The organism is Mesorhizobium sp. WSM4808, assembly GCF_055811675.1.
This window is the reverse complement of sequence record NZ_JBVVQX010000020.1, coordinates 40,436-60,782: the sequence shown is the minus strand read 5'-3', so window position 1 is coordinate 60,782 and position 20,347 is coordinate 40,436. Positions and strand designations below refer to the sequence as shown.

Sequence of the window (20,347 nt, the reverse complement as noted above, 5' to 3'; positions counted from 1 at the left end):
AAGCGCTGTCCGCCCAATCGACGCAGTGGCGGGTGTTCCAGGAGCCGGACGCGGCATCCTCGATGAACTTGAGACGCCACAAACAGCGACCTTTGACGAAGATGCACAGGCAGAAGTGCAGCAAGTCTACCATCGGGACTGGCACCACCGTCCCCACCGCCGCCGCCGGCGAGGCTGGAGACGGGTTTGCCGCAGTTACTGGCGGCATGGCCGCCGTCGCGTCCGGTGCTACCGCCGACGGGGACCTTCGGTCGTCCTTCGATTTTAACTAGTTTTCCGCCTTGGCCCGTTCCGGCTCGCGCGCCGAGAACGGGCCGGTTGGGATTTTTTTTGGTGAACGATAACAATGACATTGGTCCAAAGATTGAATGCGAGTGGCAGCGCAAACCAACCGGGAAATGACAACGACCATGCCGCGGGGTTTGCGGACGCCGTCTCGTTGCCGGACGAGGAAAACATTGCCGACCTTGTCAGGCGAACAGAGCGCATGGCCATTTTGGTGTTTCTAGGAATGGGCGGCTGGTTGATGTTAGTGCCCGCTATTTACCTTGTACTGACCCACGGGATATGAACGACTTTCGGTGTCGCGGTAGCTGACTGCAGCATGTCAGCGGAAGCTAACGCAACATCCATGCGCGTCCAAAGTTGAATTGCGGGAGCATCGCATCGCGGCTTCCGCACCCCGTTTCCTGTATCGGCAATATGGGGACGGGCTGTTTTGCTGGCGCGAGGCACAAGTGTCTGGAACCACCTATTATAGTGGTCCACGTCCGGCATGCTGGGAAGGCGCTCTCATCCAACCAGCCGCGCATACTCGGCCTCCGGTTTGCCGTAGGTGCCGTTTGCGCAAGCCGCAAGGCCGCTGCGGTCCCTGATATGCACTTCGCCTCGTCGAGAATAGATGAAACCGCGCCCTTCCAGCACTTGCAGTCCAACGGTAACCCCTGGGCGTCTTGCTCCAAGCATGATGGCGAGAAACTCGTGGGTGATCGCAAGGCGTTCGCCGTGGACCCGATCGTCACACATTAGAAGCCAGCGCGCCAACCGCTCTTCAAGGTTTGATTTTGCGTTGATCAGGGCCGTATAGCTGGTCTGGATGTGGAAGTAGTGGACATAGCGCAACAGGAACAGGCGCAACGTTGGGCTGTTCGCAAGAGCCTCCTTGAAGGGCTCGGCTCCGATCCTGAAAGCGCTGCCGGGCGACTGAATGTAACATTGATGCGCCGCATAGTCAGCGCCCATCACGAGCGCGGCACCGGTCATTCCCTCAAAGCCGACAAGACCTACCTCGGCCTCCTTACCTGAAGCCGCCGCGACCACAGAGGCAATGCCGTCTTCCAGGAAGTAAACCGTTTCGATCTCCGAATCGGCTTTCTCCAAGGTCATTTTCAGCTCGAGGTCACACAGTTCAAGGTGTGGCTGCAAAAGCCCCAGGTCACCAGGGTTAAGCCGACGCAACAATTGGTTTTTATAGGAATCGTTCTCTTGATTGGTCATAGCTCAATCCCGCTTGGGGCAAGAGCTTTCCAATCTCCCTGCCGTCCGCGCCCGTAAACACGTGCAGACGATTTAGAGAAGATACGCCCACTGGCGCGCGATTGACAGTGAAATGCGACCTGATGCACGGCGTCCCCCAGCCGCCGAATTACAAAACAGGGGTGTGCAAAGTTAAAGGGTTGGAATCGTAAAGAACTCTGCTTCGTACGAATCCGACAATTTCGTGATCGCGGCCAACGCCGGCATGATGTGCATGGTTATCGATGTCGAGGTAGAGCGACGAGAAGGCGACTGGCAGGACCGACTGGCAACGCGAAGGCTGTGCTCCATAACGGGTCAAACAATTTGGCATCTAAATTGCTCTGACAGGTATGGGGTGGGCGAGAGCCCGTCGCTTCGCAAATGGAGCGGCGGGTCTACTCTACCAGCGACTGTCGAATGGCCACAGCAACAGGATGTACCCGCTTTTCAGCAGAAGCTAACGGAACATCCGGGCGCGTCCAAAGTTGGATTGCAGGAAGCGCCGCATGCCGGCTTCCGCAGCCCGTTTCGTGTCACCGGCAATGTGGGCGGGACGGGCTGTTTTGCGTCGGTACGCGATTTTATCCAAGCGGTGACTACTTGTGGGTAATCCAGTCCAACAAGCCTGCGTCAACCTGCTCGCACCCGACATATTCGCGGACCAAGCTTTCAGCCAGGTGGCGCCATTCACACTCGGGAACGCCTGTTTCCCGGACCAGGTTTCGAAATGCAGAGCGGAGAATGTCGGCATCGAAGGCCGAGACGGCAACAGGATCTGGGTCCGGATCTTCCCGGCCTCGGGCCAGGTCATCGCCGTGACGTTGGCGAAGGCCCTTGAGCAGTTCGCGCGAGGCCTCGATTGCGCGTCGGGAGTGGTCCATACCGCGGCGAAATGAGGCGGTTCCGGCCAGGGAATGGTGCCGCAACCGAAAGCTGGTTTCTATAGCCGCGCGTGCGACTTCTATATGCGTTTCAACCATCGCGGCCTCCCTTCCTGCGAAGGGATTTATTTACTCTCTTTTCGCGCGCGACCCAAAAAGGATTCAACGTACGGTTTGATACGCAAGGGCGGCGTGCAGAGGGCTGCGGATCGTGGACGTCTCTAACGAGCATTCGGGCGTGAGCAAGCTGTTCGAGCAAGACCAGCATTTGCTGCTCGCTCATAGGCAAGGTCGGCACGCAAGATTCTCGCCAATACAATCTCGTCAAGCGCGCTGACCCCAGTTTTGGATCAGGGTCTAATGTGGCGGAAATACAACGGCACATATCGGCGCGCTCTGCTACGAGAGGGTGGGTTACAGGGGATCACCTATGAAGAAGCTGCTTCTTGGTTTGTCGTTGTCTCTGCTGGCTTCGTCGGCGTTCGCTGCCGATGCCATGGTCGAAGAAGTCGCCCCGGTTTTCAGCTGGACAGGTGGGTATATCGGTCTTCAGGCAGGCTACGCTCGGGGTGATGGAAATATACGGCAGGCCAACGGCCCGGGCTTCATTGAGACAGATCCTGACGGGTTCCTTGGAGGTGTCTACGCCGGTTACAACTACCAGATGCCGAACAATATCGTCATTGGTGCGGAACTGGACGTCGTATATGCGAATGTTGATGGCAGCGGCCAAATATTCGCCGCTCCCGGTCTCCCATTTCCGGGCGGCATCGGGATCGAGGAACTTAAGTGGAGTGGGGCGGCAAGACTTCGACTGGGATATGCCGTTGATCGCTTGCTTCCCTATGTCGCGGGTGGCGTTGCATTTGGCGGCATCGACGCAAGCAGTAATACCGTCTCAGGTTCTTTCGGAGACACATTTACTGGATGGACGATAGGCGCGGGCTTGGACTACGCCATGACCGACAATCTTCTGCTGCGCGCCGAGTATCGCTATACTGATTTCGGCACTGAATCATTGCCGAATGGTAATGTTGATCTGAAGATCAATGAGGTTCGCTTCGGCATCGCCTACAAATTCTAGGCCACTGAAGGCCATAGAGAGAGCCTGCCGCCCAACCGCGACGGCCTTTTTCTTTGCGCAACAACAGGGAAATATCTCGGCAATGCGTCGTCGCATCCCTGGGACGGCGTCTCCCGCCTGGTTCCTGTCTTAGTGGTGGCTTTGGGCGTGGACCGCTTTACATGCCTTGAGGAAAGTAGGAATATTGTCCTCGGGTGAGGCGACTCTTAAAAGGTGTCGCAATGGCTCGGTCAAAACCTTCGAAGCGGTTATCACAGGCTGAAATCGAGCGCTTTCTCGTGGCGGCGGAAGCGCTGCACCTGAGCATCATCAAGCCGTTCATATCGCCGCATTGCGACCATTACAGAAAGAGCGCGTCCTGCATGAGGTGCTGTTAAAGGCGGTGCGGGAAGTCACCGGGAAGGATGCTACGTTCATCAGGTGGAACTTGACCGGCCCAGCACGACAAGGGCCGGAGCACCCGGCAGAAGAGCCCCATAGCATTGTCCGGAACGGACGAAGGGCCTGAACCGCGAACTATTTGCGATCCAGGCCCCTGGCCGTCGGGTTCTTGGCGACATTGCGCCCGCGGAATGCCATTCACAAGCTGGACCTTGGTCTTGCTATTCCTGCGGAGCGCGTCAACGTCGGAGACGCGCTGAACAGTTAGAATTTCATCGCGATGCCGACGCGGAAATCGTGCGTCTGAAGCGTGTGTTCCAGCGTGCATCCGCCGCCGCAATATTCAAGCGACTTCTTGCCGAAGAAGGAGAAGTCGTATTCGCCTCGCAAGAACACGTTGTGTGTGAGAGCGACGTCGATGCCTGCTCCAACAATACCACCGACCAAAGTTGCATCCCGCTCGGCGTTTCCACCTGGATAGAACGTCTTCAGCTTTGCGGCGGTTACACCAGCCGTGACAAACGGCATGTAGGCTCCGATGTCCATGCCAACGCGACCCTTTACGGATCCGAACAAACCTGTGGAGGCGTCGAGAACGCCTGGGCCTGGAATATCGTCGAAGGTGTTCTTCTTAAAGCGGTAGCCAAGCTCGCCTTCAACGCCATAGACAATCTTGCCGGATTGGAAGTTATAGCCTGCAAAGCCGCCGACCGCGGCCGAGCCGACGTTGTGCGTTGCGCCAGCCTGGGCGCCCGGCTCATAGATCTTGTAATGTTCCAACGTTCCGGCGCCGAACACGCCGGCGTATGGCCCTTGCCAAGTCCATTCAGGGGTGTCGACAGGAGCGGTCATCATATCGGCAGCGATGGCCGGAGCCGCCGAAAGCGCAACGAATGAAGCGAGCAAAAAAGCTTTCATGAAATCCCCATCAAATCGCCAAGCGCTTTATATCGATGAGCCTGCAACTTTGTATGTAGCTAGGAAGTCACACCTGTAGACTAAGTTGCTGCGCCTGAATTCGGCGACTAGGTATCAGGAAGGCCGGTGCAAACAGGCATCCCGCGAGGAGCTCCGGACTTCCGCGGCCGAACACCGGCGCCGCCACAACCTCTGGAATGAAACTCAACGCCGGCGAGGAATGGCAGTCAGGTTTCGACGCGGGCATTATCCAGAAATTCGAGAGCGGAGCGTGGAAGGTGCCGTTCTAATCTTCAATAAATCCCGCCGCCGCACGGTGGCGGGCTTTCCACATGGTGATGCTCCGGGGCGGATATTCTCGCGGGTAAGTGCATGATTTCCAACGTGGATCAGGCGGCGGATCGAACTCGATGACAATAGATTGACTGTCTGAATTTACTCAATTGCCGCACTTTTGCTGGTGCCCCCGGACGGAATCGAACCGCCGACCTTCGGTTTACAAATTTTGTGCCAGCGTATCCCAAAGGGCAACGTTGCTTAACGCAAGAATCATCAAGCCATTGATATTACGTGATAGTTGGCGTCGTGAGCACCGGTTTGCGCAACGGTCCATAACGTGACATAACGTTACCTGGATTACCCCTGACGTTACCCCGGAGCGAAAACTGATGCCAACCGCGATCCCTGCGCAGCACAAGAAAGCCGCTGCATTCATCAGCGCATTGAAGCCAGCGACGACGCGGCAAGAGATACCCGACGACGCACAAGCGGGGCTGTATCTCGTCATTCAACCAAGCGGTGCGCTGTCATGGGCGGCACGAACAAAGATCGAAGGCAAAGCAGCCAAAGTTACGATCGGACGCTATGACGAAGTTGGCTCCAACGAGCGCGTCAACAGCATCGTTTCACCAACGCAAGCGCTCAACGTGACCCAAGCCCGCGCGTTGGCCGAAAAGGTGATCGCCGACGCGAAGCGCGGCAATGATCCTCGCCAACGCAAAATCGATCGAACCGGCGTTGCAGCTTGGTTTGATGAATTCATCAAGACCGCTCGCGCAACCGGTTTTAAGGGCAGGGCAGTCAAGGCATCGACCGCAGATGAATACGAAAGGATCATCACAACCAACATCAAGCCGCATTGGAAGCACGTCGCAGATATTAGGACGATTGATTACCGGGACATTGAAAAGCTATTGGCGAAGCTCACGCCGGGCGCCCGCCGCAATGCATTCGCGGTCCTATCGGCATTTTTCCGCTGGAAGCCAGTTGCGCGAGCAATTGGCCGCAACATCATCGAGCTTGCCGAAGCGCCGGCAAAGCCGCAGAGCCGTGACCGCGTTCTATCTCACGATGAAATCAAGCGTATATGGAAAGCATCCAGCGAATGCGCTTATCCGTTTGGGCCAATGGTGCAACTGCTTTTGCTGACAGGGCAGAGGCGCGATGAGATTGCAAATCTCAAATGGTCGGAATTAACCGACGATCTGGGCGTGATCACGCTCGAAGGATCGCGCACTAAAAACTCCAGCGCTCATGTCGTGCCGCTCGCGCCACTCGCACAATCGATTATCAAGGCACTGCCACGGATTGCAGATGCAAAGGGCAATCCATCCGAATGCGTGTTCACCACGACAGCAACTACACCGTTTAGCGGCTTTTCCAATGGCAAGAAGGCGTTGGATCGTCACTGCGGCGAACCGGCATTGCCGGATTGGCATCTGCACGATTTGCGACGCACTGCGGCAACGGAACTCGCCAAGCTTGGAATCAAGCAGGAAGTGACCGAAGCAATTCTAAACCACAAAACAGGTAAAGTAAGCGGCGTTGCCGCAATCTATAATCGCTACGATTACCAAGACGAAAAGCACGATGCGTTGATACAATGGGCGAATCGCATCCAATCGATCATCGCAGACAATGTAACGATAATGAAAAAATCCGCATAGACCGGGACATAGGCTGTTTAATACTTAAAAATGTTAGTTTCCTGGCTTGACTGTTTTCGCACGTTATGGCCCGATGTGTTAGCCGCCTGGTCGAGTGATCGGGCGGCGTGATGGCTGGATGGCCAAAAGCCCGATCTATGCGGGCGGTAGGGTTGGATGACCCCGAACCGGGATGGCCGGTGCCTATTTCCACTCAATCCGCCGCGCCACGGAGCGCGTTGATAGCAAGGCATCCAATGTCAACCGTTGACACACTCATCCCTGCGCCCGCCGTCTGCGCCATTTGTGGCGGCATCACTCCAATGACCCTACACCGCTGGCTGCACGGCGCTTACGATCGCCGGACAGGCCGGGAAACGCCGCCTGTTCCTGATTTCCCGAAGCCGCGCCGCATCAACAACCGCAGGTACTGGCTGCGGGCGGAAATCGAACAATTCGCAGTCGGTCGGATGGCCGGCTGACACCCTTGCGAATACCCCGGTCAAGTTTTGATTGCGCGTGATTTCCTTTAAGGCATTGAGTTAAAACAATATTTCCAAATCAGATCATCAAACAGCAGATTTGATGCTCAAAAAAACGACCCGGCGAAGCGCGCGAACGCTGGCCGGGCCACATAAGGATTTTTGCTATGACCAACCCTATAACCCCGGCGCTGTCGGGAAGCAATCTCGGTTACGCATTGTGGCTGGCTGGACAGGGCATGGCCGTTTTGCCGCTCAATCCCGCCAATAAGCTGCCGTACAGCAACCACGATGTTGCGGCGATCATCAACACTCCAGAGCCGCCGAAAGGCGAAGGTGGCTTGAAATTTGCCACAACGGACCTCGCATCAATTCGCGCATGGTGGTCGATTTGGCCGGGCGCGATGATCGGTATCCGAACCGGCAGCATATCGGGCGTCTATGTGCTCGATATCGACCGCAAGAACGGCAAGGACGGGTTCACCGCGATCAAGGCGAACAGTTGGGTCATTCCGCAAACGGTGGCGCTGCAAACCCCTTCCGGTGGCGCGCATTACTATTTCCGCATTCCTCGCGACGGCGCGCAACGATGGAAAACTGATGCTGGCGAGCTAGGCGTTGGCGTGGATAGAAAAGGTGATGACGGCTTTATCGTCTGGTATGGCGCTGATCTATCGCAGCCAATGGCCGAACCGCCCGCATGGATGACCGGCAACGGCGGCATCACAACTGGTCCGCGCGAAGATCGCAAACCACTCGGAACCGACCCCGCGTCAGACTTTGAGGCGGCAACCAAAGCACTGCGAGAAGTTAATCAGAACGACCTGGACTATCCCGAATGGCGCAACGTCACATGCGCCTTCAGGCAATCGGCGACGGGCCTTGGTGTTCATGACGATCTTGTGCGCATGGTTTGGGATAGTTGGTGCGCCGGATATGCCAAGAACGACCTTGCCGATAATGACAAGCTATGGCGATCCGCCGACAACGGGACATTTGTCGGCTGGACATCATTGCATTGGAAAGCTTACGGCAGACCACCGCAGCCGGACCCTGCGAAGCTATTTGGCGCGCCGGCATCGCAACCGCAGCCGCAGCCGGGATTGCCAGCACCGCAACCGCGCGACGGGTATGTTAAGATCATTTCGACATCGACGGGCGACAGCGGCAAAAATACATTGATCGAGACCGTTAAAGTTCTGCACGGAAACTTGCCGGTCGCATTTGACGAATTTACGCAAACCGTGCTGGCAACGCATCCCCTGCCTTGGGACAGGCACTCAAGTTTTCCCCGGCAATGGTCGGAATTGGACACCATCCATTGCCAACTCTACGTCCAAGCGCTTTTCGTAAAGCCGGGCAAAGATACCGTGCACGATGCCGTGGCGATCATCGCAAATAGGCACAAGCGGCACCAAGTCCGCGACTATCTCAACAGCATCACATGGGACGGCGTGCCGCGACTGGCCCAACTCGCAAGCGGCTATTTCGGGACGCCAGACACGCCTTACGCAAGCATCACCGGGACCAAATTCATGATTGGTGCTGTTGCCCGGATCATGCAACCCGGATGCAAGATGGACAACGTTGTGATCCTCGAAGGCAAGCAGGGAACCGGCAAATCGAGCGCAATCGCAATGCTTGCTGGCCCGCTATGGTTCACCGACGAATTGCCCGATCTGCACACCAAGGATGCTGCAATTCAGTTAGCGGGAAAATGGATTATCGAGCTTTCGGAATTGTCGGCTTTGAAGCGTGCCGACATTGAGACGATCAAGAAATTTATGGCCCGATCAACAGACACGTATCGCGCACCATATGAGCGCACCACCGCCGACCATCTGCGCCAATGCGTGTTCATCGCCACGACCAACGATGAGCATTACTTAAAGGACCAGACTGGAAACCGGCGATTTTGGCCCTTAGTGTGCGGAACGATCAGCGTTGAGGCGATCAGGCGGGACCGGGACCAGCTATGGGCCGAAGCGCTCGCGCGATATCGAGCCAACGAACGTTGGTGGCTCGACGGCGACGAGGCGAGTCAAGCAGAAGCCGAACAGGACGAGCGTCGCGAGCTTGACCCTTGGGAGGAACGCATTGCGGCCTATGTCGCGGCAATGGGCGATTTGCCGGTGACGATTTCGCAGCTTTCGACAACTCTTGGCATTTCCTTTGATCGCTTGAACAGCAGCATCAACAAGCGAATTGCTCGCTGTCTGACAAGAGCGGGATATGGAAGGAAACAAATCCGAATTGGAAATGAACGGGTCTGGCAGTATGTGCGAAATTCATAAGGACGGCTCAAAATTACGATGAACAACCATTTGGATGGGATCGTCACCGGTGTCACCTCCCGGCACCGGTGACTTCCCTATATTACTCCATTTCCATACGCGTCTAACGTATGTGTTGTATGTGTTTTCTATCACTCTCCAGTAATCTACTGGTGACACTGGTGACAGTGATGACAAGCCCTAAAACCGGCCATTTGCTGTCACCACTTCGATGGTTGGGCAAATGGTGACGCTAGTGCCACGCTGAAACCCGTCCACAAAGCGCATTACCCCTGCAATTACCCACTGCGCGTTGATTCCGATGTGCCGCTTTATCAAGCATTTGAAATCGTTGCGCATTGTTTGCGATGAATGCGGCGTGGCATCGGTTGCGGTGTTTGCTGCTCTTTGAAAAACGGTGCCTACCTTTAAGCCGCTCTAATTCTCGCCAATTTGTCGCGTGCGTTCTGTTCTCGGGCGACATTGGCCAATTCCTTGCTGACAACTCTTCGCCCAATTGGCCAAAATGAAATTCCAGCCAATTTGAATGCCTGTACCCCAAAGGGTATCCCGATGATGGTCAGGCAATTAATTACACCTGAGATCATGTAGCCAGCAAACAAGACGATGCCGAATGTGCAGGCCCACAGAACGTTAAAAATAAATCCGATTGTCCCGGTTGCTGCAGTTTTCGCCGATAGCCCTTTTGCATCAAGTTCCCGGACATGAACGACGTCCTTGCCAAATGGAAACGCAGAGATTTTCGCCATCTCAATTGATGCGCGCGCAAGCGGCAGACCCACAATTGTTAGTGCAAAAACAGCCGCACCGATGAGCCAAATTACGGCCAGCACTGCTCCACCTAGCAAGAACCAAATTACATTCCCTGCGAACCTTCCCCTCCCAATGTCGCGGTCCCTTAGATAGGTCCGATCCATGCGGTTATTCGCCAATTGCTCATCTTAGCGCAAGCGGTTGTTGTGATATTTTTGCTTGGCGGAGATGCCTTCCGTCCAATCGGTGGCACAAGCAATTGATATCGATTGTGGAATTGTTTGCGATGATATCGCACTCGCCATCCAAACTAACCAAAAAGGTACGAATTGCGATGGTGGAATAAATTCGATCGTCTTGACTGTGCGATCAAATTCAAGCAATGCGCGGTGAAAAGGTGAATCTTTCGAAGTTCTGGTAGTAAATCCTTCCACCCGGTCAAATCATATTACGACTATAATCGATTTTACCTGTTGACAGCCTTTTATGGAGAGAGCGATACCTGAGCATATTTCCCAAATCAGGAGCAGTTTCATGAAAGTCAACTCCAACGCTACCGATCGCGCTACACTGCTGACCATCAGCGGGGACGATGGCACACAGCATTCCGCTGTTGCATTCGTCCCCTCTGAAACCTTCGCTAAGGACAGCCCGCTTGCGAGCGCCTTTTCTTCGATTACGGCCGCCCTTCCGATCTTGAGCGATCTAATGAACAGCGCGTGCAGCCGTCTCATGCCCAATGCGCGCGCCGATGAGTTGTGCGGCATTTTCGAAAGAAATTTGGCCAAGCCATTTCAGGCGGCACAAGCTAAGAGCATCGCGGAGGCGGCTGCCATTGATGCGGCCGAGACGCGGCTAAAGGCGTACCGCACGGGAGACCCGTCACTAAATGCCATGATTGTCGGCCGGTTCGCGGCGATGCCGTTGGCTGCACAAGCCACATGGGCGCCAACTGCATCGCTTGAAGAGACCAGCGCGTTGCAAGGGGCAGGACGTGATTTTTTCCGAAGCGTGACCGATGACAACATTTGGCAGCTTGTCGATCGCCGGCACATGATGCTTGCACATATCAAAATGACTGGCCTCCAGGCGGACTATATGCGCCAGCCAACCGCCGCCGATCCCATCGCCCACGGGCCAGATTTGCAGGCTGTTGAAAATGCCGCCGCGAAGGCTCTGGAGCGTCATTGGGCACGGCGCAACTTGGTCAATGCTGCGGAAGGCTCCTTGCGCTCGATGATTGCCGCTGTGGCTTTTGCGACTGGCAAAACACCGGACGGAGCTTTCAATTTGCTCACTGGGAAGACGGCATGAGCATCGGGCTCGCCAAAATCATTATACTGCCAACAAAATCAAAGTTGAGCGCCGCCGAGTTGTCGGCGGTGTTCGGCGGTGCATCTCGGCAAAAGCTTAGGTCGTGGCGTTCGCGCCACGGATTTCCAAGATCCGACCGGCAGGCAAACACCTCATACACCGCAACAGCACATGTTGCCGCCTGGCTCGATCAGCGCGGCGTGAAAATCCAGTGGACTTAATCATGCCCCCCGATGCCGCCCCTAACACTAGCGTTGTCCGTTTGGAGCGACTTCCGGATGGCAAATTTGCGCCCGGCTCTGGTGGCCGTCCGCTTGGCAGTAAGAACCGCATTTCCAACGAAGCGCTAACAGCTGTTCGTGGGATGAAGGACGCGGCGATTGAACAACTGCGCGCCAAACTGGAACGCGGCGAATGGGACGCGATCGTCTTTGTGTTGAACCGCATATTGCCCAAAGACAGGCCGGTTGAGCTTTTTGGAGCAACCCCGTCCGACATCGCCACGGCACTTCAAACCGGCGATATCACCCCTGACGAAGCGCGCTCAATCGCGACAGCTTTGTCCAAGCTTGCGGAAATTGGCGAGCTTGAACAGCTTCGCGAACGCCTAGCGCAATTGGAAAATCTGGTAGCGGTTAATGGCAACGTTGCAAAGTGAGAGGCGCCGCCTCGCAGCGATCGAAAAACTGATCTGGCAAAAGCAGCGACCGGCCACTGACCCTTTTGCGGCGCTTTCTCCAGAACAGCGGGAATTTGCGCAACGATGGAAGGCGCGACACAACGGGGAACCCGGTTCACTCTACGATGCAATGATTAACAACGACTGGACGCCATACGATTGGATAACACCCCTGATCAAATTCGCTACCGAAACAGATTTGGCGGATGTCTACCGACGAATGACCGGAGGGTGAAATGCAGATAGTTTATATCGTTGATGCTGGACTGGATTTCATCATTGAAAATGAGACGGTTGTCAAAATCGGAAAGCACTCGTCAAAAGATGTCTATTCGAGCGCCATCCGCGTGGACCGCCTGGACGTCACCACTGAGCGAACCGCAGTTGATGGCGATCGCTTGAAACTCGATGCCTGGGCGCTAACCGACTTTGCCGCCTGGCTATATGGGGAAATACCAAACGTGGCACCTCATCAATTCTGCGACAGGTTCTTGGGCTATTTCCCCGGCTCATGCGATCTCATGGACGTGCTGCGGGGCATTATCAACATTGTTGCACCGCAGTCATTGGCGCGACTACCGCAGGGCGACGAAACCTATTTCATTGCAAGGGCGCGCGCATCTAATGTGGACGGGTTTAATGAGCTAGCTGAGGCTTGGCCTCCATTGGGCGGGTAACGATTTTCCTAGCCTTCCCTAGTGTGTCAGTTCGAAATTTGAAGGGCTTCGACAGCGGTGGGACTGCCCAGCCTGTGCCAGGCCTCTTCATACTCAGGAAGCGCGTAGGATTTTGGCTGCAGCCAATACGATACCGCGCCAGTTGGACTCATTCCCCGATGCGCTGCGGCTCTCACTTCTTCCTTCGTGAGGACATAGCACGTTGGTGCTGCGGTGTTCGCATTGATCGTTACAACCCACCAATCTGAACGGAGAGTGACTAGCGAACCGCCCAAGGGCACTGGGTATTTTTTAGATAGGGCTTTTGACTGAATCGGTAGGACGCGGCTTTCATCGTCGCTTGCGGCATACAGGTCTGCGCTCCGTGCGTTTCGCACCGTGGGCATGACATGCCAACCGCGCCTCGATAATTCTCGCGCTACATGGTACAGACCGGCGTTGCCAGTCAGTTGATGTCGCATTTGCCTTCCCCCTACTAGGCTTCCCGCTTCGTGTCCGTACCGCGATTTCCCGCCTGGCGCAGTAACGTTCATCTTCTCGCACAGATCGTCCACCGACCAAAGAGTTGTGATACGCCAGCGGCCATCGCGGTGCCGGCGCACATAATAACTTCTTTTGCGAAATCATCGCCGCATGGTAGTGCGCGAACGGAAGTCGCTATTGGGAGGGCACTCTTGTATTTGAAAACCACCGGGCAATTTACGCTGTCTGATCCAGCGTCGATCAACGTAAGATGTCCCGCTTGCAGGCATGTAGGAAGTTTTTCTCATGTTGGTCTGAATGACGTAAACAGCACCGTAGTCGAAAAGAACGAAAGCGGGCGCAATGTGGCGATCGGCACGAAGATGTTTGGAATTCGGGTCTGTCCAAACATTGAATGCAATTCCGTGTTGTTCTTTGCTCGGCAGTCGCCGGGCGGAGCAGCAGTGACTTTCCCACCCGAAGTGATCGATTTCGACGCCAGCAATTTGCCTGCGGGTATTTTGGCATCGCTGGAAGAGGCTGTAAAATGCCATGCGTCCGGTTGCTATCGGGCATCTGCACTCATGGTGCGCCGCACCCTAGAGGAATTGTGCGAGGACAAAAAAGCGGTTGGATCAAATTTAAAGGCACGCGTGGCTGCATTGAGTGCGGTGGCGATAATTCCGTCGGAATTGCTAAATGCAGCCGACGAACTGCGGATTCTTGGAAATGATGCCGCGCACATCGAAGCGAAGGATTATGACAAGATCGGAGAGGTAGAGGCAGAGCTTGCTATTGAACTTGCAAAAGAACTTCTCAAAGCTGTCTACCAGTACACCTCGCTTCTATCACGTCTAACGGCTCTGAAGAAAAATAGGCCTACATAGGTGAATCGCCGCGCATGTGTCGCACCCGACCAGTTAAGCCGGGTTGGTCCGCCCTGATGAGCAGCAAATATCCAAACAGATACTGGCGACGCAGACGCACAGGGAATTCGAAATGAAATCAGATCCCAACGTTTGTTTTCAGTGAAATTGACTGCCGGCGGGGATTTGGAGGGGTAATTCTCAAGACGCCTTTACGCGGCGTCCACCATTGCGGGATGCCGGTTGCCGCTTTGCGCTTGCGAGCACACGCTTTCGCTCTACGTTAAATTCCGCAGCCGACTTCGACGTAAACATCTCATCATCGCTGACGCTCAGAGAGAACCGATCAATTTCGTTAGTTTCCTCAGCGCGAAGGTATGCAATAAAGTGCTCTACTCGCTCCAACCGCTTCCGCACACGCTGGAGGCGCTCTCCGCGAGTGAAAAGGCCATATTCTTGGCGTGCTGCCTCTGCTAGATAATTACTAGTTTGCTCATCGAACACACCGCAGTCAATACTAATCAAGTCAAGATAGGTAAAATCATATGCCAAGGTGCGGTATATATACAATCCATAACCGGTAAGCTTAATACTATCAACAGATTCAGAATAATAATCGACGCGGTTATTTGACTCGATCAAGCCATGCTTCAATAAAACATCAACGTTGGCAACGAAGTCGTCAATCATGTTAAATATTTCAGCGAAGTGCGCTTTGAGGTCGCTCATTGGAACATAAGCAATCGACGCACCGTCTATATTCTTAGCAAGTTTGCGAAGTATTCTCAAGGTGGTAAAATGAGAGGTGTTTCTAAGGCTGCGAAGCTGATAGATGTTTGGCATATCGCTAAGCTTTTCATCATAGAAATACCTATTGGGAATCATCACAGGTTTAACCACCTGATGAACTTGAAAATTCCAGCCACCCGCAGAAAGCATCTCTTCCACATTGGTGTATCCTGATAGCAAGAAACTCCGAAACAAATCGAGCGACAGACGAGTGTCTCCGTGCGCACATGCAGTTAAGAAGGCACTGAGCGGCGATTTCTCGCTCCGAAACTCACGTTCGATGATCTCCAAATATTTGCAGCTGTCCTCAATGGAGGCTTCATCTGCGCTCACCAGCGAAGCTCTTCTGTTCCCATCACGAAGGAGGCTTACGGTGTATGCCAGACGTTTGCGGAAAACCTGTGCTGGCTTTGGCGAGCTGATATGGAAGCCGGCATTCTGAAAGGCGTCGAGCACTCCGTGGATCTTTGAATTGTGAAATCGCTCTTCACGCATTGAGATTAAGGCAATGCACTCCAACTCATCCGAAATCTCCTGCGCCGAGGTAAAGCAAAAATCCTGATGTGCGCCAGAGTATTGGTCAGTATTGTCAACGACGACAATGATACCCTTTCCCTGCGCTTTCCAATAATCCACAAGCTTTCTGGCACAATAAGGTCTATCGTTTTTCCATTCACTGACCAGACCGTTCAAGGTCGTGTTGTAAGATTCGGATGACTTCGGTAGCCCAGACAGTTCTTGGCGAGATGCAACGGCAAATCGATCCGAAAAGAGCTTGTCGATTAACGTCTCTCGGCGCGATGAAAGCAGGTCGTCTCTATCTAAAGACCTAATCAAGCTGTTCCAAATTGCCGCACGAATTACTGCAGGTTCCTCGGGCGTCTTCAGGAGATCAATAATCGCAACTATCGCATGATCGCGAAGCCATGGGGGCGGATTATAATGCAGCAGCCTCTTGATGAAGGTGGATTTGCCGGACCCTTTTCCGCCGAACAGGACCAGGACCTCGCCTTTGCGCTGGAGCTTTACATTCTTCGTCAGTCGGCCTCCTAGGTGCCCACCCTTTCCTGTGTCCTCAAGCTGCTTGACGTTGTACGACTCGAAATATGGGGAAAGGGAATCTTGAATAAGTGTCCTCATGCCGCCAAAGCGCTGTTTATAATCCCGTTCTGAGACATAGCATCGATCCATAAATTCCGAATCGTTATCTCCGATGACGCCAAAGTAGTGATTTATGATAGGCCGCAGAAGTGCAGCTAGTCGGTTGGAGTTAATTGGGTGGGAGTAGGAAGTAATCCTTTCCTTGGCATAATATATGCTTCTGTCCTTAGGAGGGGAGCTTGTAAGCAAAGAAACAAGGGACGAGTTGTCGGTTATAGATATGAAAGAAAAAGAGTTTATAGCTCTAGTGTAGTCGAGATAAAAGAAATCGAGGCTTCGTAATACGAAGGCTTGCATGGTATCCCATCGCTTTCCTTTCTCGAAAGTCTTAAAGAAGATCCATTCTCGCCCGTTGGTAATCGCAGCGAACTCGCAACCCGTGTCGATGCAATACTCCCGTACTTGTGACATTGCCTCTTTAATGTTCTCGTTTGTTAAGAGTTTGCCAATTCCTATATATGAAGAAAGCTCATCTTTGTTGTGTGCTCTTGGGAGTTCAAAATAAATCCCAGATTTTTTCGCTTCTATAAACAGAAGATTGTCACCGTTTGTCTTTTTAAGAATGTAGTCAGCAAAACCTGGCCTTATATGCTGCTCGACAGCCACTCGGTTTCTCGGCCAGCTTAACACATTATGCAAAACCAGATCGATGATCTTGTGTCGCGTTTCGGCCTCATTTTCCGTTCGCTGTCCGAGCAAAACGTCGAGCTCGCGCAATTCAGTCATTTGATCGGCGGTCATTGCGTGCGTTACCTCGGGGTCTTGTGCGACTCACTTTTGTAGACCGGCATAATCGAGCTGTTGCTGGAAGGTAGGCAAGTGCCGATTCCATATCAAACTTTAAGCGTCGAGAATTTGTTTGGGAGAAAGTGTTTGTGTTCGACAGCGGGGGGGCAAGTCATCCCCTATGGCTCTCAAGAACGCAGATCCCGCACTCAGCTGAATCAAAGAGGCCGCCAGATCAGAGGTTCTTTTACCCCTACGCTTACCCGCAAAGTGACTGGAGGCGAAGGTAAGCCTTCGAAATTGCACTTAAGTTGTTGATTTAACTGGTGCCCCCGGACGGAATCGAACCGCCGACCTTCGGTTTACAAAACCGCTGCTCTACCAGCTGAGCTACAAGGGCACGGCGCTCCGGTTAGCATATTTGTTGCGCCAGTAAAGACAAAACTCCGTTTTTTCCCGGCATGCCGCGTGGCCCGTCGACGAGGGCATCCTGAAAACCGCTAGATTGCTTCCTACATCTAGGGGAGGTGCAATCGCTTTGCGCAGGGGTGTGGCATGATCAGATTAGTCATCATTCTCCCGATCATCTTCGTGGCCTGGATGCTGCTGGTGAAAATCATCAGCGATGTGAAGAAGGCCAATGTCGACTGGACCGGCGTCACCACCATCATCGGCTTCATCGCGCTGGCGTTCTGGCTGCGCCATGTCACGGGGATGGGGTGAGAGAGAGCGAATAGTGAGTAGCGAATAGCGAATAGCGAATAGGGAACGGCAACGTAGCGATTGGTAAGTGGCGTTCCTGCCTTTTCCTACTCGCTATTCGCTATTCACTATTCGCTTGGGCCAAAGGCCCCACAAAAAATCTCCTCGACCTATCGAACCTTTTGCCGCGCCGCGCCGACTGATGGTTAGAGGCGAATGGGTCGCCTCGATCAAGGATCCAGGAGATCATCATGTTCAAGCGCACTCTTACCTCAGGCCTCGTCGCCATTTTCGTCGCCACCGGCGCGCTCGCCGGCACTGTCGGCACGTCGTCCGCCCACGGCATGCACGGCCATCATCACAACCACCATCACAAGAAGCACTTCAAGAAGTTCTGGTGGAAGCACTACAACCACCACCACAACCATCACCACAGGCACGGCAGGGTGATCATTTTCCTTTGATGGAGGGACCCAGTTCTCCCAAGAGGGCGGCTTCGGCCGCCCTTTTTGCGTTGGCGTTGCGAAGTAGGGCGGGCAAAGCTAGCGATCTCGCCCGCAAGCTACGGCATGCACATTTCCAAACAACTGGTCTTTGGCGATAGGGTGCATGGCAGCTTGGCGCATGCATTGCCTTTTGCGGCGCTGGTCGACCCCCACTCCGTCTCGGCTTCGCCGAGCCACCTCTCCCCCGATCGACGGGGTAGAGGAAAGGCGCCAAGCTTTTGCCGTTAACGCTCGTCCAGCAACGCTCCTTTCCTTTCCCTCCGGAGGGGGGAAAGGTGGCGCTGCGAAGCAGCGACGGATTGGGGGAACCACGTGGTAATCAGGCATCGGGCAGATCAGAAGGTATGTGCATAGCGTAGACGTCCATCGGGGAGATCTGCATCGTCAATGTTCTCGCCAACCTCTTCCCGTCGCCGTCACAAAGACCTTCGGTCCCAGAAGATCGACAAAAGATTCGAACCTTTTTCCTGGCTGCGACGACAGATGATCAAGAGGCGGATGGATCGCCTCGGTCAATGAAGCAAGGAGATCGTCATGTTCAAGAACACACTCGTTTCCGGCCTTATCGCCACCGCCGTCGCCGCAGCCACGCTGGCCGGCACCGTGCAGCCTTCGGCCGCTCACAGCCATCACCACAATCACGGCCTCGGCATCGGCATTGCGGCCGGCGTCGGCGGCTTTGTCCTCGGCAGCCTGCTCGCCCAGCCGCGCACCGTCTATGTCGACGAAGGCGGCGGCTCGTGGCATGTCCGCCGCTGCTACGATCGTTACGCCAGCTACGACGCGGACTCCGATACCTATCTCGGCCGCGACGGATACCGCCACTATTGCCGTCTTTAGAGGGGAGGACCGTTTCAGCAACAGAGGGGCCCATGCGAGCCCCTCTTCTGCTGTCTGGATGGTAGCGGTGCGTGCTCCACCGGCCGATACAGCGCAGAAAGGATTGGCCTGAGCGGCAGACCGGGCGGTGTACAGAGATTTGCCGAGCGTCTATTCTGACCGCGAAACGCGGGGAGAGACCTTTGGACGAGCAGGACCCCAGAGAAGACCTGGTCGAAACGGTTTTCCGCAACGGCACCGTCACCGCCGTCGGCATCCTGCTGGCGTTTTCGCTGGGCTTCATCACGCATTGGGCCGCCAACCCGATCCCGTGGCAGACCTACCATCTTGTCGCCGTCCTGCCGATCCTGGCCGGCATTGCCTTGCAGATGCGGGCGCTCTCGCTGCTGCTCGACACGAAATGCCTGCAGCGGCGCATCTATGAACGTGCCAACCGCATCTTCATGGCCGGCCTGATATTCACCGCCTGCGGCGTCGGCATGGCCATCCTTCTCGATTTCTTTGATATCGCCACCAGGAGCGCGCTGCCCGGGACGGGCTGATCAGCCGGCTCGCACGCCGCCGATCATCCTGGTCACCTCGGCGGCGGCATCGCGCACCAGCGGGCCGATCTCGGCCAACCGCTCCGGCGTCACCCGCACCGTTGGTCCCGACACCGAAACGCCGCCGATCGGCTCGCCGAATTCATTGAATATGGCGGCTGCCACGCAGCGCATGCCGGGGTGCCGCTCCTCGTCGTCGACCGACCAGCCGCGCAGCTTGATCCGCGCCAGATCGTGGGCAAGCGCCGAAATGTCGGACAGCGTCCTGTCGGTGAAGCGCTGCAGGCCTGCCTTGCGCAGGATGGTTCCGACGCGCTCCGGCTCGAGATGGGCCAGCACCGCCTTGCCGATGCCGGACGCATGGAAGGGGCTGCGCGTGCCCGGACGGAAGAAGGCGCGGATCGCCTGGTGCGTCTCGACCTGGCTGACGAAGACCACGCAATCGTCCTCGGCGACGCCGAGATTGGCGGTCTCGCCGGTTCTTTCCATCAGCTCCTGCATGACCACACGCGCGCGGTCGACCAGCTTGCGGCGGCGCAGGAAGGCCGCGCCCATGCGGTAGGTCTCGACGCCGATCGACCACAGTTGGTCTGATGTGTCGAATTCGACCATGCCGTGGTTTTGCAGCGTCGTCAGCATGCGGTAGGCGGTGGAGGCGGCCAGGCCGCTCTGCGCCGATATCTCGCTCAGCGACAGGCCGCTGCCTTCCGCGACAATGGCCAGGATGCGCAATGCCCTGTCGAGCGACTGCACCGAACCGGCCTCCGAGGGCCCGTTGAAAGCGCGCGGGCGACCGCGCTGGCGTTTTTCGGTGGTTTCCATGCCGTCATTCTCGGCCGATTTCGCC

The 20,347-nt window shown here is 55.2% G+C and carries 19 protein-coding genes, 1 tRNA gene and 1 pseudogene; 14 read left to right on the top strand and 7 right to left on the bottom strand.

Annotated features, from left to right (window positions below; translation table 11 throughout):
* Positions 1-792 precede the first annotated feature (792 nt).
* Positions 793-1,497, bottom strand: coding sequence for a Crp/Fnr family transcriptional regulator (locus AC0L2U_RS28615; protein ID WP_127810305.1), 705 nt, complete (start codon positions 1,495-1,497; stop codon positions 793-795).
* Positions 1,498-2,114: 617 nt separating this feature from the next.
* Positions 2,115-2,498: a hypothetical protein gene (locus AC0L2U_RS28610; RefSeq protein ID WP_292696526.1), complete on the bottom strand. Its 384-nt coding sequence runs from the start codon at positions 2,496-2,498 to the stop codon at positions 2,115-2,117.
* A gap of 331 nt (positions 2,499-2,829) precedes the next feature.
* Between AC0L2U_RS28610 and AC0L2U_RS28605 the strand changes: the two genes are divergently transcribed.
* Together AC0L2U_RS28605 and AC0L2U_RS28600 are read left to right on the top strand one after the other, a co-directional pair.
* Positions 2,830-3,483: an outer membrane protein gene (locus AC0L2U_RS28605; RefSeq protein ID WP_292636265.1), complete on the top strand. Its 654-nt coding sequence runs from the start codon at positions 2,830-2,832 to the stop codon at positions 3,481-3,483.
* Positions 3,484-3,704: 221 nt separating this feature from the next.
* A pseudogene (locus tag AC0L2U_RS28600) lies at positions 3,705-3,991 on the top strand (hypothetical protein).
* A 137-nt stretch (positions 3,992-4,128) separates the two neighbouring features.
* On the opposite strand, the gene AC0L2U_RS28595 reads toward AC0L2U_RS28600, so the two are convergent.
* Positions 4,129-4,782, bottom strand: coding sequence for an outer membrane protein (locus AC0L2U_RS28595; RefSeq protein WP_127321675.1), 654 nt, complete (start codon positions 4,780-4,782; stop codon positions 4,129-4,131).
* Positions 4,783-5,450: 668 nt separating this feature from the next.
* Between AC0L2U_RS28595 and AC0L2U_RS28590 the strand changes: the two genes are divergently transcribed.
* Positions 5,451-6,728, top strand: coding sequence for a tyrosine-type recombinase/integrase (locus tag AC0L2U_RS28590; RefSeq protein WP_473603015.1), 1,278 nt, complete (start codon positions 5,451-5,453; stop codon positions 6,726-6,728).
* A gap of 628 nt (positions 6,729-7,356) precedes the next feature.
* A complete protein-coding gene (locus AC0L2U_RS28585) occupies positions 7,357-9,483 on the top strand; it encodes a VapE domain-containing protein (RefSeq protein WP_473603014.1) in 2,127 nt (708 codons plus the stop codon).
* Positions 9,484-9,890: 407 nt separating this feature from the next.
* Here AC0L2U_RS28585 and AC0L2U_RS28580 read toward each other — a convergent pair whose 3' ends face one another.
* Complete coding sequence (locus tag AC0L2U_RS28580) at positions 9,891-10,400, bottom strand: YccF domain-containing protein (protein WP_473603013.1); 510 nt, start codon at positions 10,398-10,400, stop codon at positions 9,891-9,893.
* Positions 10,401-10,770: 370 nt separating this feature from the next.
* Between AC0L2U_RS28580 and AC0L2U_RS28575 the strand changes: the two genes are divergently transcribed.
* From AC0L2U_RS28575 to AC0L2U_RS28550, 6 genes are all read left to right on the top strand, one after another.
* Positions 10,771-11,550 carry a hypothetical protein gene (locus AC0L2U_RS28575; protein WP_473603012.1) on the top strand — a complete coding sequence of 260 codons (780 nt, stop codon included), beginning with the start codon at positions 10,771-10,773 and terminating at the stop codon, positions 11,548-11,550.
* On the top strand, positions 11,547-11,771 hold the full coding sequence (locus AC0L2U_RS28570; RefSeq protein WP_473603011.1) for a hypothetical protein: 225 nt from the start codon (positions 11,547-11,549) through the stop codon (positions 11,769-11,771). The genes AC0L2U_RS28575 and AC0L2U_RS28570 overlap by 4 nt, the downstream gene beginning before the upstream one ends.
* A 2-nt stretch (positions 11,772-11,773) precedes the next feature.
* Positions 11,774-12,208: a hypothetical protein gene (locus tag AC0L2U_RS28565; protein WP_473603010.1), complete on the top strand. Its 435-nt coding sequence runs from the start codon at positions 11,774-11,776 to the stop codon at positions 12,206-12,208.
* Entirely contained in the window at positions 12,189-12,464 is a 276-nt protein-coding gene (locus tag AC0L2U_RS28560; protein WP_473603009.1) for a hypothetical protein, read from the top strand. Before AC0L2U_RS28565 ends, AC0L2U_RS28560 begins: the two co-directional genes overlap by 20 nt.
* Before the next feature lies 1 nt (position 12,465).
* Positions 12,466-12,906: a hypothetical protein gene (locus tag AC0L2U_RS28555; protein ID WP_473603008.1), complete on the top strand. Its 441-nt coding sequence runs from the start codon at positions 12,466-12,468 to the stop codon at positions 12,904-12,906.
* 674 nt (positions 12,907-13,580) lie between these two features.
* Positions 13,581-14,255 carry a DUF4145 domain-containing protein gene (locus AC0L2U_RS28550; RefSeq protein WP_473603007.1) on the top strand — a complete coding sequence of 225 codons (675 nt, stop codon included), beginning with the start codon at positions 13,581-13,583 and terminating at the stop codon, positions 14,253-14,255.
* A 180-nt stretch (positions 14,256-14,435) separates the two neighbouring features.
* On the opposite strand, the gene AC0L2U_RS28545 is transcribed toward AC0L2U_RS28550, so the two are convergent.
* Together AC0L2U_RS28545 and AC0L2U_RS28540 are read right to left on the bottom strand one after the other, a co-directional pair.
* A complete protein-coding gene (locus tag AC0L2U_RS28545) occupies positions 14,436-16,925 on the bottom strand; it encodes a hypothetical protein (RefSeq protein ID WP_473603006.1) in 2,490 nt (829 codons plus the stop codon).
* Positions 16,926-17,234: 309 nt separating this feature from the next.
* A tRNA-Thr gene (locus AC0L2U_RS28540) sits at positions 17,235-17,310 on the bottom strand.
* 155 nt (positions 17,311-17,465) lie between these two features.
* On the opposite strand from AC0L2U_RS28540, the gene AC0L2U_RS28535 reads away from it, so the two are divergent.
* The 4 genes from AC0L2U_RS28535 (at position 17,466) to AC0L2U_RS28520 (ending at position 19,500) form a co-directional block, all read left to right on the top strand.
* Complete coding sequence (locus AC0L2U_RS28535; protein WP_127268088.1) at positions 17,466-17,633, top strand: hypothetical protein; 168 nt, start codon at positions 17,466-17,468, stop codon at positions 17,631-17,633.
* 230 nt (positions 17,634-17,863) lie between these two features.
* Positions 17,864-18,076, top strand: coding sequence for a hypothetical protein (locus AC0L2U_RS28530; RefSeq protein ID WP_127396883.1), 213 nt, complete (start codon positions 17,864-17,866; stop codon positions 18,074-18,076).
* Between the two features lie 576 nt (positions 18,077-18,652).
* The gene (locus tag AC0L2U_RS28525; protein ID WP_127268086.1) at positions 18,653-18,958 is read left to right on the top strand and encodes a BA14K family protein; all 306 of its coding nucleotides are present in this window, start codon (positions 18,653-18,655) and stop codon (positions 18,956-18,958) included.
* 182 nt (positions 18,959-19,140) lie between these two features.
* On the top strand, positions 19,141-19,500 hold the full coding sequence (locus AC0L2U_RS28520) for a hypothetical protein (RefSeq protein ID WP_127268085.1): 360 nt from the start codon (positions 19,141-19,143) through the stop codon (positions 19,498-19,500).
* On the opposite strand, the gene bhcR is transcribed toward AC0L2U_RS28520, so the two are convergent.
* Complete coding sequence (gene bhcR / locus AC0L2U_RS28515; RefSeq protein WP_473603005.1) at positions 19,501-20,322, bottom strand: HTH-type transcriptional regulator BhcR; 822 nt, start codon at positions 20,320-20,322, stop codon at positions 19,501-19,503.
* Between the last annotated feature and the right edge of the window lie 25 nt (positions 20,323-20,347).

Bases quoted from the DNA above. Each gene is read 5' to 3' on its own strand.
- AC0L2U_RS28615 (WP_127810305.1), bottom strand. From the start codon at position 1,497: ATGACCAATCAAGAGAACGATTCCTATAAAAACCAATTGTTGCGTCGG.
- AC0L2U_RS28610 (WP_292696526.1), bottom strand. From the start codon at position 2,498: ATGGTTGAAACGCATATAGAAGTCGCACGCGCGGCTATAGAAACCAGC.
- AC0L2U_RS28605 (WP_292636265.1), top strand. From the start codon at position 2,830: ATGAAGAAGCTGCTTCTTGGTTTGTCGTTGTCTCTGCTGGCTTCGTCG.
- AC0L2U_RS28595 (WP_127321675.1), bottom strand. From the start codon at position 4,782: ATGAAAGCTTTTTTGCTCGCTTCATTCGTTGCGCTTTCGGCGGCTCCG.
- AC0L2U_RS28590 (WP_473603015.1), top strand. From the start codon at position 5,451: ATGCCAACCGCGATCCCTGCGCAGCACAAGAAAGCCGCTGCATTCATC.
- AC0L2U_RS28585 (WP_473603014.1), top strand. From the start codon at position 7,357: ATGACCAACCCTATAACCCCGGCGCTGTCGGGAAGCAATCTCGGTTAC.
- AC0L2U_RS28580 (WP_473603013.1), bottom strand. From the start codon at position 10,400: ATGGATCGGACCTATCTAAGGGACCGCGACATTGGGAGGGGAAGGTTC.
- AC0L2U_RS28575 (WP_473603012.1), top strand. From the start codon at position 10,771: ATGAAAGTCAACTCCAACGCTACCGATCGCGCTACACTGCTGACCATC.
- AC0L2U_RS28570 (WP_473603011.1), top strand. From the start codon at position 11,547: ATGAGCATCGGGCTCGCCAAAATCATTATACTGCCAACAAAATCAAAG.
- AC0L2U_RS28565 (WP_473603010.1), top strand. From the start codon at position 11,774: ATGCCCCCCGATGCCGCCCCTAACACTAGCGTTGTCCGTTTGGAGCGA.
- AC0L2U_RS28560 (WP_473603009.1), top strand. From the start codon at position 12,189: ATGGCAACGTTGCAAAGTGAGAGGCGCCGCCTCGCAGCGATCGAAAAA.
- AC0L2U_RS28555 (WP_473603008.1), top strand. From the start codon at position 12,466: ATGCAGATAGTTTATATCGTTGATGCTGGACTGGATTTCATCATTGAA.
- AC0L2U_RS28545 (WP_473603006.1), bottom strand. From the start codon at position 16,925: ATGACCGCCGATCAAATGACTGAATTGCGCGAGCTCGACGTTTTGCTC.
- AC0L2U_RS28535 (WP_127268088.1), top strand. From the start codon at position 17,466: ATGATCAGATTAGTCATCATTCTCCCGATCATCTTCGTGGCCTGGATG.
- AC0L2U_RS28530 (WP_127396883.1), top strand. From the start codon at position 17,864: ATGTTCAAGCGCACTCTTACCTCAGGCCTCGTCGCCATTTTCGTCGCC.
- AC0L2U_RS28525 (WP_127268086.1), top strand. From the start codon at position 18,653: ATGTTCAAGAACACACTCGTTTCCGGCCTTATCGCCACCGCCGTCGCC.
- bhcR (WP_473603005.1), bottom strand. From the start codon at position 20,322: ATGGAAACCACCGAAAAACGCCAGCGCGGTCGCCCGCGCGCTTTCAAC.